The 13,260-nt window shown below is 58.3% G+C and carries 10 protein-coding genes and 1 pseudogene; 2 read left to right on the forward strand and 9 right to left on the reverse strand.

Annotation, left to right across the window (positions count from 1 at the left end; translation table 11 throughout):
* Positions 1-47: 47 nt before the first annotated feature.
* On the forward strand, positions 48-230 hold the full coding sequence (locus ACWORE_RS05985) for a DUF3073 domain-containing protein (RefSeq protein ID WP_012731053.1): 183 nt from the start codon (positions 48-50) through the stop codon (positions 228-230).
* Positions 231-378: 148 nt separating this feature from the next.
* Here ACWORE_RS05985 and purM read toward each other — a convergent pair whose 3' ends face one another.
* From purM to ACWORE_RS06000, 3 genes are all read right to left on the reverse strand, one after another.
* A complete protein-coding gene (gene purM, locus ACWORE_RS05990) occupies positions 379-1,491 on the reverse strand; it encodes a phosphoribosylformylglycinamidine cyclo-ligase (RefSeq protein WP_455303147.1) in 1,113 nt (370 codons plus the stop codon).
* A 198-nt stretch (positions 1,492-1,689) separates the two neighbouring features.
* On the reverse strand, positions 1,690-3,303 hold the full coding sequence (gene purF, locus ACWORE_RS05995; protein WP_455303337.1) for an amidophosphoribosyltransferase: 1,614 nt from the start codon (positions 3,301-3,303) through the stop codon (positions 1,690-1,692).
* Positions 3,304-3,359: 56 nt separating this feature from the next.
* Entirely contained in the window at positions 3,360-3,734 is a 375-nt protein-coding gene (locus ACWORE_RS06000; protein ID WP_296137305.1) for a sterol carrier family protein, read from the reverse strand.
* Positions 3,735-3,835: 101 nt separating this feature from the next.
* Between ACWORE_RS06000 and ACWORE_RS06005 the strand changes: the two genes are divergently transcribed.
* Positions 3,836-4,897 carry an acyl-CoA thioesterase gene (locus tag ACWORE_RS06005; protein ID WP_406605580.1) on the forward strand — a complete coding sequence of 354 codons (1,062 nt, stop codon included), beginning with the start codon at positions 3,836-3,838 and terminating at the stop codon, positions 4,895-4,897.
* A gap of 89 nt (positions 4,898-4,986) precedes the next feature.
* On the opposite strand, the gene ACWORE_RS06010 is transcribed toward ACWORE_RS06005, so the two are convergent.
* From ACWORE_RS06010 to ACWORE_RS06035, 6 genes and pseudogenes are all read right to left on the reverse strand, one after another.
* A complete protein-coding gene (locus ACWORE_RS06010; RefSeq protein WP_455303148.1) occupies positions 4,987-7,332 on the reverse strand; it encodes an ArnT family glycosyltransferase in 2,346 nt (781 codons plus the stop codon).
* A gap of 210 nt (positions 7,333-7,542) precedes the next feature.
* Positions 7,543-8,849 (reverse strand): annotated as a pseudogene (locus ACWORE_RS06015) (glycosyltransferase).
* A 246-nt stretch (positions 8,850-9,095) separates the two neighbouring features.
* Complete coding sequence (gene purL, locus ACWORE_RS06020) at positions 9,096-11,687, reverse strand: phosphoribosylformylglycinamidine synthase subunit PurL (protein WP_455303149.1); 2,592 nt, start codon at positions 11,685-11,687, stop codon at positions 9,096-9,098.
* A gap of 3 nt (positions 11,688-11,690) precedes the next feature.
* Positions 11,691-12,359: a phosphoribosylformylglycinamidine synthase subunit PurQ gene (purQ, locus tag ACWORE_RS06025; RefSeq protein WP_296137293.1), complete on the reverse strand. Its 669-nt coding sequence runs from the start codon at positions 12,357-12,359 to the stop codon at positions 11,691-11,693.
* Positions 12,359-12,652 (reverse strand): phosphoribosylformylglycinamidine synthase subunit PurS, encoded by a 294-nt coding sequence (gene purS / locus ACWORE_RS06030; RefSeq protein ID WP_455303150.1) that lies wholly within the window; start codon positions 12,650-12,652, stop codon positions 12,359-12,361. Before purS ends, purQ begins: the two co-directional genes overlap by 1 nt.
* An 84-nt stretch (positions 12,653-12,736) precedes the next feature.
* Positions 12,737-13,225 carry a glutathione peroxidase gene (locus ACWORE_RS06035; protein ID WP_406605577.1) on the reverse strand — a complete coding sequence of 163 codons (489 nt, stop codon included), beginning with the start codon at positions 13,223-13,225 and terminating at the stop codon, positions 12,737-12,739.
* Positions 13,226-13,260 lie beyond the last annotated feature (35 nt).

Here is a 13,260-nt window from a genome sequence, read left to right on the forward strand (position 1 = left end):
CGGCGCAGGATTACCGCACCGGCCCGCTAACCCAAGGGGGTCAGACCATGGGTCGCGGCCGCGCCAAGGCAAAGCAAGCCAAGGTAGCACGTCAGTTGAAGTACAACTCACCTGAGATGGACCTCGAGCGCCTCCAGCGTGAACTGACCGGACAACGGGAAGAAGAAGACTCCCACGACAAGTGGGATCGTTGGGCAGAAGACGAGCCCGACGAAGACGACTGGCGCTAACTACCACTGGGGGCGTCTTTCCTGGGCACATCCAGTACACCTCACCCCCGGAACAACCCAACGAAAACCCAGGCCAGCGCGGCATAGCTGAGCTGGCCATTTTCGTATGCCCAGAGGGCAGGGCACCCTTTCCGCGATTTATCCGAGCCTACGCCTGCGGGTGATCCCCGACCAGAACCGCGCGGTCCTGCTCACCATCGCCGGCAACACGCACGCGGCCTAAGGTCCAACAATCCACATGTCGGGCCGTCAACAGTGCCTGAGCGCGATCGGCCTCATCCGCGCTCACCACGGCGACCATGCCCACGCCCATATTGAACGTCTTCTCCATTCCCGCATCCGACACAGAGCCCAGCTCCGCGATCAACCGGAAAATGGGATTCGGCGTCCACGATGCACGATCCATCTCCGCGACGAGCCCGTCGGGAATCACACGCTCCATGTTCCCCACGAGTCCGCCACCGGTCACATGGCAAAACGTGTGAGTCTCGCATTCCTGAATAAGCTCCACGCAATCCAGCGCATAAATCCGCGTCGGCTCTAAGAGTTCCTCGCCCAAGGGGCGGTCAAGCTCTTCCACAACCCCATCAAGCGGAAGGCCGGCGTCCTCCAGCAAAACCTTCCTAGCCAGTGAGTATCCGTTCGAGTGAAGCCCCGACGATGCCATGCCAATAATGACATCACCATCGCGGACCTTATCGGGCCCCAACACATCCGCCGCCTCTACGACGCCCACGCCGGTCGCAGAAATGTCGTACTCGCCAGGCTCCATCACACCGGGGTGCTCGGCGGTCTCACCACCCAGCAACGCGCACCCCGCCATCTGACAACCCTGGGCAATACCGCCGACGATCTGCGCCACATGCTCCGGAATCACCTTGCCGATGGCGATATAATCCTGCAAAAACAGGGGTTCCGCACCGCACACCACAAGGTCATCGACGACCATCGCCACGAGATCCTGGCCAATCGTGTCATGCTTATCCATCGCCTGGGCCACAGCGAGCTTCGTGCCCACGCCATCCGATGAGGCAGCCAGCAGCGGCTCCTTGTACTTCCCCAACGCGAAAAGCCCGGCAAAGCCACCGAGGCCACCACGGACCTCTGGCCGGGTCGCTTTCTTAGCTAGTGGTGCGAAGAGCTCAACAGCCTTATCCCCTGCCTCAATATCCACGCCGGCCTGAGCATACGATGTTCCCTCAGAACGTGCTGCGAACGTATCGTGGCCATTGTCCGTGCTGTCTACTTCATGGGCATTCATATTGTGTATGTCTCTTCCTCACTAAATAAATGTTGATCTCGCTAAAACTAATATAACCTTGGGCAATTAATCTCGATCATTGTCAACACAACGCGATCGACATAAAACTAAACGAACCGCAGAAGTACGCGGAGTGTTTTGGGTGCCGCCAACACCACCGCGTGGTCCGCCACCACCTAGCCGAAACCCATCGCCTACTCAGAGTTCACCCGGCGCGGTGTGTTCTTGCAGGTCACGCACGGCACCCGCCTTTCGGCCGATATCGGGTAACCCAAGCGGGTAATGACCGTCGAAACAGGCACAGCACAGCTCCGACCTTTGCTGACGCGACGCAGCAACCATTCCTTCCACCGACACATAGGCTAAAGAATCTGCGCCAATCGAGGCACGCACTCCCTCTACGACGTCATCTGAATCAAAATCATTAGCCACCAGTTCGTCGGGGGAGGCGAAGTCGATCCCATAAAAGCACGGCCATTTCACCGGCGGGGACGCAATGCGGACATGAATCTCGGCCGCTTCGGCGTCGCGAAGCATCTTCACCAAGGCACGCTGGGTGTTGCCCCGCACGATGGAATCGTCGACAACAATCAACCGTTTTCCGCGGATAACTTCGCGTAACGGGTTAAGCTTCAGGCGGATTCCCAGCTGACGGATGGTCTGCGAGGGCTCAATGAACGTGCGACCCACATAAGCATTCTTCGTCAGTCCCTCGCCGAACGGGATACCCGATCCCTGCGCGTAGCCGACCGCCGCCGGCGTCCCCGATGAGGGCACGGGGATCACCAAATCGCCCTCCACCGGGGCTTCCTCGGCGAGACGACGGCCGATTTCCACGCGCGTCGCATTGACCGCACGGCCGCGGATCGTCGAATCCGGGCGGGCCAAATACACGTACTCGAACACGCACCCGCGATGCTGCGGGCGGGCAAAGTGGTGCGAGTGCACGCCATCATCGTCGATAATAAGAAATTCTCCTGGCTCGACCTCGCGAATGAAGCGGGCACCGACAATATCCAGGGCACATGTTTCCGACGCGACAACCCAGCCACGTTCTAGACGCCCCAGGCAGAGGGGGCGAACGCCGTGGGGATCCCGTGCAGCGTAGAGCTTTTCACCATCGGTGAATGTCAGACAGAAAGCACCGTGAAGGCGTGGCAGAAGCTCTTGAGCCGACTGGATCAGTGAGGTGTCCTCGTCGTGGTAGTACGCCAGCAACGCGCACATGACATCGGAATCGGTGGGATCTGACGCGGGATCGATCAAACCATATGCTGCCGCTTCCCGGCGCAACTCGCCCTGGTTGATGAGGTTTCCGTTATGGCCAAGGGCGACGTCGCCACCGCTGCGCGCCGTGCGGAACATAGGCTGGGCGTGCTCCCAACGGACACCGCCGGCGGTTGAATATCGCGTGTGTCCGATGGCCACATGGCCTCTGAGAGCCGACAAGGTGGGCTCGTCAAAAACTTGCGATACCAAGCCGAGGTCTTTAAAGACCAGAATCTGCTGTCCGTCCCCAACGCCAATCCCCGCTGCTTCTTGCCCCCGGTGCTGCAGAGCATACAAACCGTAGTAGGTGAGCTTCGCTGTCTCCTCCCCCGGCGCGTACACTCCGAACACGCCACATTCTTCGTGCGGCTCGGTTTCACCACGATCGTCGAGGTTGATTGGTGCGAATCCTCCACTAGGTACACCGGAATCAGCCTCCCGGGGCCCGGTCGTGAACGGCTCGCTCGCGGTGGGGGCATCGGCCTCTACACACCACGGATCAACACAATCAGTGCGCGACACGCTCCCCACTGTAATAACAATTGCTGGTTTTCCCAACTAAATCCCGACGATGCGGAGCACAGGACGGGCATCTACCGCTACCGAACCTGGGGCAGCCAGCGCGACACCTCCGCTGCGCGAGAACCCGAGAATTCCACCTCCGAGCTACAGTCCTCCCAATCCACGATCCCCAAGGCGAGCCGAATCCACGTGAGACCATCAGTTTCCACCACATTCGGCGGTGTTCCCCTGGTATGGCGCGGACCTTCAATGCACTGCACCGCCGCGAACGGAGGAACGCGAACTTCCACGCTATGTCCGGGGGCGTCGGCTTCCAACGCCTTCAGGCTCGTGCGGACCGCGCGGGCAATCACGCTCCGCGGAGGGCGTTCTACGTTCTGTGGGTCCATCGCCCAGTGCCTGACTTGTTCCAGGGCTGCTACCAACTGCTGAGCGTCAATTCTCTTAGTCACCCACTAACTGTATCGCCAACCCTTACAATGCAAGAGTTACATACTTCGCTACCCGCATTGCGGGACACCACATCGACAACGACGTATCAGCAAAGGAAACCATGACGACCAAGAACACAGTGCATACCGACACAAACACCGCAGAATCCGGAGCGACAGCCGAGAAGCCCCACGCGACCGGCCGACGCAACAACAGCGTCACACTCCGGTTCCTCGCAGCCCCCAATGACATCTTGCTCGCGGGTGCCATGGGTGTGCACGGCGGGCGCGTTCTCGAGTGGATCGACAAAGCTGCCTACGCGTGCGCTGTCGGCTGGTCCGGCGCCTATTGTGTCACGGCATATGTCGGACACATTCATTTCACTCGCCCGATCCCATCCGGGCACCTCGTCGAGGTGAAATCCACCATCGCCTACACAGGGCGATCATCGATGCATATTGTCAACGAAGTTTTCTCCGCCGACCCGCGTGACGGCTCTTTTAGCCGCGCCTGCGACTGTCTGGTCATCTTCGTTGCTTTGGACGAGCACGGAAAATCCATTCCCGTCCCCACCTGGACCCCCACCACGGAGGAAGAGATCCGAGTCCGCGACGCCGCTCTCTCCCGCGTCGACCTGCGCAAAGCCATCGAAGACGAGATGCTGAAACAAACGTACACGGAGGACTCGACGGCCCCGGAGCTGGTCACCCGGTTTATGGCGAAACCCCAAGACGTCAACTGGGGCGGCAAGGTCCACGGCGGCACCGCGATGGCATGGATCGACGAAGCAGCCACCGCCTGCACGATGGAATTCGCTGGTCATCGCACTGTCGCGGTCTATGCGGGCGGGATCCGGTTCTACCGGCCGATCCAGATCGGGGATCTCATTGAAGCCGACGCCCGGATCATCCGCACCGACACGCGCTCCATGCAAACTAGTGTTCACGTTTACGCCGGCGACCCGCGAGAAGGGCGTAGCGGGATGAAGCTAGCGATTCACGCCTCGTCCGCTTATATGGGTATCGACGAGGACGGAAACCCGCTGGCTGCGCGCCACTTCACTCCTACGACGGAGGAGGATAAGCGCCTCGCCGAACACGCGGAGACGCTGCGTAATCTGCGTGCCGAGTACTCTCCCCACCCGCTGGTGCCGCAGAACCCGATCTCTAGGCGGATTCAGTAAGGCGGTCGATGGGGCGCGATCGATGATGCGTGGGGCAGGAAGTTGGGCTCTGGCGATGGCGATTCGCTAAACCCCGGCAACCCCGAGCGTTATGAGCTCTTCTCCTGAGTGAGGTCATAAACGGTCACACCGTCGATAGTCGTAGCAGTGAAGTGCTCCTTCACCCATGAGGTAATCTCATTGTTCCCACCAGGGGCACCGCCCTGACCAGAATCAGCAATGAAGAAGTGAATCTTCTTCTCCGAGACCAGCTTCTTGAACTGATCCAACGTCGGCGCATCATCGCTGCCGCTGAAGCCACCGATCGGCATAACATCCGTGTCCGTGGCCAACTGGTAACTAGCGGCACCTTGGGAACCGATCGTCGCCGCGGACCACTTATACTTGTCCGAATCTTCTTTCAGCTTGCTCTTCAGAGTATCGCTGACAGTCATCTGACCCGGGCCACCCGGCGACGACGCTCCACGCTGCTTACCAGCTGAAGCCGACGATCCACCTTTTCCATCCGACGAACCGCCCGGCATGCCGTTACTCGAGTTATCCGACGCCGTGCCGCTGTCATTAGGCCCGCCAGGCATACCCTGGCCATTGCCACCGTTCGGAGGAGTGCCACCGGCATTCGGAGCAGTACCACCGGGACCGCCGTCACCTGGGCCTCCCATGCCGGAATCGGATTTCGGACCAGCCGCGACGACCGAACCGGTATTGGCGTGGGCGATGGTGTACGCACTGTACGCACTCGGGCCCGCAAGCATCGCGGCTGCGACAACACCGACGACAGCTACCCGGAGCGACAGAACTCGTGCGGAAAGCTTCGAAGGCACAGATCCATCAGCGTGCCGACGAGCCCCTGCCGCGGACACCCACGGCAAAGCGAACCATCCCGCTGCACCGATGACGGTGGCGACGAGAATAGCCCACGGTAGCCACGTCGGGAATGAATCGGATGCACGGCGGAGGACGCCGAATCCCGTCACACCGGACGCGAGGATAGCGACGGCGCTCACGGCACGAACCCAGAGGTGGTCGCGGTGCTGCCATGCATCGGCCGCGCCCATGCCGACCAGTCCAGCCATCGGAGGAACCATAGCCACGGTGTAGTACTGGTGCATCGTGCCCTCCATGAAGCTGAACGTCCCGGCACACATGAGCAGCCAAACACCAAGCCCGACGTACAGGCCGCGTTTCGTGTTCTTCAGAGGTGCTCGGCCGCACAGCACAATCCCCATCACGAGGGCGATGAGCGCTGCAATGAATAGCCACGTAGCTTGGCCGCCTAACTGCTCATTGAACAGTCGGAGGATACTCGGTTCACCAGAGAATGTCGGGCCACCATGGCCACCGCCACCTGGGGATCCGCCTTGCGGCATGTTACCCATCTGCCCGAAGCTTCCAGTTTGTCCCATGCCGTTACTGGCAGCAGAAGCAGCGCCCTGAACAGCGTCGGAAGCCGAATTGCCCCCTTGGCCGGCACCACCGGGGCCGCCACCTGCGCCACCGCCGGGGGCACTGCCCTTGCCACTGAGCCGGCTGAATCCGTTGTATCCGAGGGTCAATTCCCAAATAGAGTTATTGGTCGAGCCACCGATATAAGGCCGTGACGACGATGGCCACAACGCGACCGCCACGATGTACCAACCAGCAGAGACCACCATGGCGGCCACAGTGGCGAGGCTTTGCCCCAGCTTGACCTTCCAGGAACGCGGGGAAACCACCGCTAAGAGAACGACGAGCGCGGGAATGATCAGCAAAACTTCGCCCTGCTTCGCCAAGAAACCAAGGCCGACGAAGACGCCGGTTAACACAGCCCAGCGCCATTTACCGGTTTCCACGCAACGCATGGCCGCCCAGACCGCGCACGTCATGAGGAGGACGAGCATCGCATCGGGGTTATTGAAGCGGAACATCAACACCGCGACTGGAGTGAGGGCCAGTACAATTCCCGACACAAAAGCCGCCGTCGACCCGGCATAGCGCCGGACCGTAGCCCACAGGACGGCAACGGATGCCATGCCAAGGAGAGCATATGGCCACAGGACGGACCATGAATTTAAGCCAAAAATCTTGATGGCTAAAGCTGAAGGCCAGAGTGATAGTGGAGTTTTATCCACGGTAATGGTGTTGCCCCAGTCCGATGAACCGAAAAGAAATGCGGTCCAATTTTTCGACCCGGCTTGGCTAGCGGCAGCATAAAAGTCATTGCCATAGTTGTTGTTATCCAGTTCCCACATGAAAAGGAATGCTGAGCCTAGTAATAAGGCTATGAATCCAGCTAATTCTTTTCCACGCGGGAAACCCTGAACCTGGGCACGAATCCCGGACTTTGTGGTGTTTTCCTTGGGTTTCGACCCCTGCGGAACGCTGGTGTGATGCTGTCTGTGATGTTTGGTCTCACTATGACTGCCACCAGCTCCTTTCACCATGCTCATCGTCATTTCTTTCTCCTCGTTCTCGTCACATCTTTTCCACACAATCCGCATACGCCATCGGTTGTCATGTGATGCTCCTTATTCTTTTAATCTGACCGATCATGACACGGCCTTGTCGTGACTCCAACGACTGCCTAGTAATCCGATTGAACACACTGCGCAATGAATATTTGCCTGTCATATATCTCTGCCATTTCCCTTTGCTCAGCGCGTGGTTTACTGCCTGCTACCCGTGCGACGCCAACGTCGGAATGAATAGAAGTACGCACGTAAAGCAACAAAACGGATGATCGTGGCGACGACGTTGGCCCCTGTCAACACGATCAACTCCGTCGTTGCCGAAGCGTGAGGATTCACCCACGACAACCCCACGAGGGATAACGACGTGACCAACCAGCACACAAAAAAAATAAACAAACCGCTTAGCTGATCTTTGGCCGCGTTTTTACGACCGGATATGCCAAAGGTGAATGCCCTATTAGCCGCGGTATTTAAAACTGCCGTTATCAGAAGGCAAAGAAAGTTGTTAACTTGTGCTGGTAAAAACGCCGAGAGAGCCAAATAGAGGACGGCATACGCTACCGTCGAGGCGATTCCGACAACGCCGAACCGCCAGACATGCCTAAAAAACTTTGCTGGGGTTCCGGCCGGCCCCTCACCCCCTCTAAAACCGGGGGTTCAGATGCCCTCGACGATCGACGAAATGAATCGAGATTAATCCGATGAGATGCAATGTTTCGTCTCACTCTCCACATTCCACGTAAATCCTGCAAAGCAGTTTCGACGACATTCACGCGCGAATCAGGATCGTCGGTCCAATCGACGGGGACCTCATGAATCCGGTACCCGGCTTTTTCTGCGAGGAGAAGCACTTCGGTATCAAAGAACCAATTGGGGTCTTCAACATGAGGCAAAATGACACGGGCAACGTCGGTACGCATTGCTTTAAAACCACATTGAGCATCGGAGAAATGTGCTGACATCATGAGACGCAGCATGTGGTTATATGTTTGCGAAATTAATTCACGCTTTGAACCACGAACTACATTGGCTGAACGAGCTAACCGTGAACCAATAGCGATATCGGAATGGTCAGAAACCAAGGGCGCTAATAACGGAAGCAAAGCATGCAGATCGGTTGAGAGATCTACATCCATATACGCTACAACATCGCATTCCGACTCAAGCCACACTTTCTTCAGCTTCCGCCCGCGGCCCTTTTGATCCAAATGAACGCGTCGAACCGACGGCAGCTGGCGCTCCAACTCGCCAGCGACGATCCATGTGCTATCGATCGACGCATTATCAGCAATCGTGACCATCGTCGTGAATGGCACCAGGCTCGACAGACTCTCCACCAGGTGGGGGATGGAGGTGGGCAAGGAGGTGGCCTCGTTGTACACGGGAATGACGATTTCCACGGTGGCCTGGCGCGGATCTGTGGGGTGATAGGACTCGGCTTTCCCCTGAGCTGAGTCACCCGGCGCGGCTTGTGACTTCTCCGAGTCGGCACGCGAATTCAACGTGGATACAGCGGAGCGGGTTTCACCAGCGGAGACTCCCCCAGCGACGGCACTGAGATCAGATGGCTGTGCCGTCGATACGAAGGAGCCGGGCTCGATGGTCGGATTCTTGGACTTACTGGTATACAGCGCATGAAATGTCATGGCCTATACTCAAGTATTCTCCGCTGGCAGGTTTGCGAAAGTAGCCTTTAGAAAATCTGTCACGGAAAACTTAGATATTCTTCCCAGAAAAAGTTGAATATCTTATTCCACTACAGAGTTCGCGCCCGCTGCGTGAGCAAAAAGCTTAGGCAACGTACTTGTCCAGGCGTCTCTCAATTCTGTGACAGAGAGCGTAATCTCATCTGCTTCATCAGTGCTAACCCTGACTCGTACCTGAGCGCACGTTTCCTGTGAAGACCCACATGCGCGTGAGGTCACAGAACCCAACCGCAGCACAGGGATGCCACAGCGTTTTGCAAGAGAAACTAGCTTGTCGCCATCTCCGTGGGCACAGGCGACCACGACTCGGTTGGCTGATTCCGAGAACAGCGCGACGCAGGGATCCGCGTGAACCTTGGACACATCCACGTCCATGCCGACGCCAGAGATCATCGCCAATTCGGCCAGGGCCTGCGCAAGTCCGCCTTCGGACAGGTCGTGCGCGGCAGTGACAACCCGCGGCGTATCGGGATCAGCCTGATCGCAGAAGAAATCAGCCAGGGCCGACGTCGCTGCCAAATCCACCTGCGGGGGAAGTCCCAAAAGTGCGTTGTGTTCCACTTGCTGCCAGATGGAACCGCCCAGCTCATCATGGGTCTCACCCAAAAGATACAGCTCTTCGAACTCATCATTGGCCGACGACGGCTCCGATGTCGAATCCGACGTATCACCGGCATCCGATTCGCTCTCGGGGAAGGCCGAGCGTTCCGTCGTCAAGCCCCCGAGGAGGTGGTTGATGTGGTGATCCACCGAGGTCACGACGCCCGCAACACCAACGAGCGGCGTCGGCAAGATCGCCTCCGACCCCGTCTGATTGTAGAACGACACGTTGCCGCCCGACACGGGAATGCCCAGCTCACGGGCACCATCGGCAAGGCCATGCACGGCCTCCCGGAACTGCCACATGACGGCGGGGTCCTCCGGGGAACCGAAATTCAGACAGTTGGTCACCGCCACCGGACGGGCACCCGTCACGACGACGTTGCGGTAGGCCTCCGACAAGGCCAGGCGGGCACCCATGTTCGGATCGAGCTTCGTGTACCGTCCCGACGCGTCCGCCGACACAGCAACACCACGGCCAGTGGTTTCGTCGATACGCAATACACCGGCATCGGCGTTCTGCGCCTCCACCGTGTTCCCCATGACGTAGCGGTCGTACTGCTCGGTGATGAAGGCGCGCGAACACAGTGCAGGGGAAGCAACCATGCGAAGCCACGTCTCGCGCAACTCGTCGGCACCCTGCGGACGGGCGAAGCCCTTCGCCTCTACACCCGATTCTTGCAGCTCATCCTGCCAATCAGGGCGCTCATAGGGGCGATCATAAACGGGCCCCTGATGGGCAATCGTGTGTGCCGGCGCGTCCACCACAACCTGGCCGTGGTGGCGAATGACCAAATGATCGCCGTCCGTGACCTCGCCGATCTCCGCGCAGGTCACGTCCCAATGGGCGCAGATCTCCCGGAAGCGATCAACATTTTCCGGGGTGACGACGGCACACATGCGCTCCTGGGACTCCGACGAGAGGATCTCGGCCGCAGTCATGTTCTCCGCGCGCAGCGGTACCGCGTCGAGGTTGACCTCCATGCCACCGTCCCCGGCCGCAGCCAGCTCGGATGTGGCACAGGACAATCCCGCACCACCCAAGTCCTGAATACCCACGACGATCCCGGCGTGATACAAATCCAGGCAACATTCGATGAGGACCTTTTCAGCAAAGGGGTCCCCCACCTGAACCGACGGCAACTTCCGCTCGGCACCATCTTCGAAAGTGTCTGACGCTAATACGGAGACTCCCCCGATGCCGTCCAATCCCGTTCGGGAACCAAAGAGCATCACTTTGTTCCCCTTACCAGAGGCGAAGGCCAGTTTGAGATCGTCAACTTTCAACGTCCCAATACACAGAGCGTTCACCAAGGGATTCCCCGCATAGGATTCGTCGAAGACGGTTTCACCACCGATATTCGGCAAGCCCAGGCAGTTGCCGTAACCGCCCACGCCGTCAATCACGCCGGGGAGAACGCGCTGGGTATCGGCCGCATCGGCGGGGCCGAAACGCAGCTGGTCCATGACGGCAATGGGGCGAGCACCCATGGCCATAATGTCGCGAACAATTCCGCCGACACCCGTCGCCGCGCCTTGATGCGGCTCGACATAGGAGGGGTGATTGTGGGACTCCACGCGGAAGGTCACCGCGTTGCCGTCGCCAATGTCAATCACACCAGCGTTTTCGCCAATGCCGGCCAGAATTTTCGACGACATTTCTTTTGTCATCGTTTCGCCGAAGTAACGAAGATGTACTTTGGAGGACTTATAAGAACAGTGCTCCGACCACATGACGGAATACATTGCTAATTCCGCATCGGTGGGACGTCGGCCCAAAATATCTTTAATTCGGGCGTATTCGTCGTCCTTCAAACCTAATGACGCATAGGGTTGCAACGCATCCGGGTCCGACTGGGCAGCGGCAACAGTGTCATTCACCTGAGCAGCCGTAAAACTTTCGACCGCGTTGTCAGCGGCCGCATTATCAGCGCCCGCGTCGGTGCGCGCAGTCTCTGTGGACTTGGGCATCTGGTCATCCTCGGTATTCAAGTCAGTCTTATTCGTTTGGTTCGTATTCGTTTGGTTCACCATCGCTTACACTCCCACCGAATCAAGAACCGAATGAATCAAACCCAACCCATCCGTCGACGGGCCCGTCAGCAATTCCACCGCGTGCTCCGGGTGCGGCATGAGCCCGACGACGCGACCGTCGGCACTGGAAACCCCGGCAATGGCATTCACTGAGCCATTGAAATTATCTGTGTACCGAAAGACGACGCGACCTTCGTCTTCCAACTGAGAAATCGTCTCCGCGGGCGCTTGAAAACGGCCCTCACCGTGCTTGGCTGGCACCAAAATCTTCTGGCCTTGCGTGAAACCGGCAGTCCACGGGGTGGATGTGCGTTCCACCTGCAAGTATGTGTCCACACAATGAAAATGCAGGCCCTTATTCCTGGTTAACGCTCCTGGAAGAAGGCCTGCCTCTTGCAAAATCTGGAATCCATTGCAAATACCTAGCACCGGAAGTCCCTGGTGAGCTTGTCGCACGACCTCACTCATCACCGGCGCTAAGCTTGCCAAAGCGCCCGCTCGGAGATAATCCCCGTACGAAAAACCTCCCGGCACGATCACAGCATCGACGCCTTTCAGGTCGTCGTCGGCGTGCCATAAATGCACCACCTCGGCGCCACCCAGCCGGGCAGCGCGGGCAGCGTCGCCGTCGTCGAGGGTGCCGGGGAATGTCACCACACCAATACGTGGCATTAGTTGGCCCCCTCGTTCCCGCTGGTTGAGGTCACGGGGGTGGCGCCGGAATCGTCGGCACGCTCGGCAACGACGTCATAATCCTCGATGACGGTATTGGCCAGAAGCGTCGATGCCAACCGGTCCAGCTCCTCGTCGGATACTGAACCGTCGACATCCAGCTCAAAACGCTTGCCTTGGCGGACGTCGCGAACCCCATTCACCCCGATTCTCCCCAACGCACGCAGAACCGCTTGCCCCTGCGGATCCAAAATCTCGGTTTTCGGCATGACATTGACAACAACTCGAGCCACAGTGGCGCTCCCTATCAGGTCAGTTGACTACACCACCGACAACATTACCGAATAGTTGGGGAACTCAACCAATTGAAAAGCCAGCTAGAGAGGGAGGTTGTCCTCAATCAGATCCAGAAGGACATCATCTTCGGGGTCGACGTCGCTGCGGAACCGGCCCAGGACCTCTCCCGAATCGGAGAGAACAAATTTCTCAAAGTTCCACTTCACGTCGCCCGCTTCACCATTGTTATCAGCGGTTTTCTTCAGCTCGGTGTAGAGCGGGTGCTCATTGTCACCATTCACATCCGTCTTGCTGAGCAGTGGGAACGTCACACCAAATTTCGATGACGCGAACTCCTTGATCTCCTCATTCGAGCCAGGTTCTTGCTCACCGAACTGGTTGGAGGGAACGCCAATGACAAAGAAGCCACGGGCCGCATATTCCTCGAAAATGTGCTCGAGAGCTTCGTATTGTGGCGTAAAACCGCATTCGCTAGCGACGTTCACAATTAAAAGAACGTGGCCCTCCCACGAGCGCAGCGTTGTTTCTTTACCATCGATCGTCGTTACTGGGGTGTCATAAATACTCATACCTCCAGAGTACGCGTGTCTGGGGGCAGAATATC

The sequence above is a fragment of the Corynebacterium sp. c7Ub_26 genome, from assembly GCF_053760365.1.

Coding starts and splice junctions, on each gene's coding strand:
- ACWORE_RS05985 (WP_012731053.1), top strand. CDS start 48: ATGGGTCGCGGCCGCGCCAAGGCAAAGCAAGCCAAGGTAGCACGTCAG.
- purQ (WP_296137293.1), bottom strand. CDS start 12,359: ATGCCACGTATTGGTGTGGTGACATTCCCCGGCACCCTCGACGACGGC.
- ACWORE_RS06010 (WP_455303148.1), bottom strand. CDS start 7,332: ATGACGATGAGCATGGTGAAAGGAGCTGGTGGCAGTCATAGTGAGACC.
- ACWORE_RS06035 (WP_406605577.1), bottom strand. CDS start 13,225: ATGAGTATTTATGACACCCCAGTAACGACGATCGATGGTAAAGAAACA.
- purM (WP_455303147.1), bottom strand. CDS start 1,491: ATGAATGCCCATGAAGTAGACAGCACGGACAATGGCCACGATACGTTC.
- purL (WP_455303149.1), bottom strand. CDS start 11,687: ATGGTGAACCAAACGAATACGAACCAAACGAATAAGACTGACTTGAAT.
- ACWORE_RS06005 (WP_406605580.1), top strand. CDS start 3,836: ATGACGACCAAGAACACAGTGCATACCGACACAAACACCGCAGAATCC.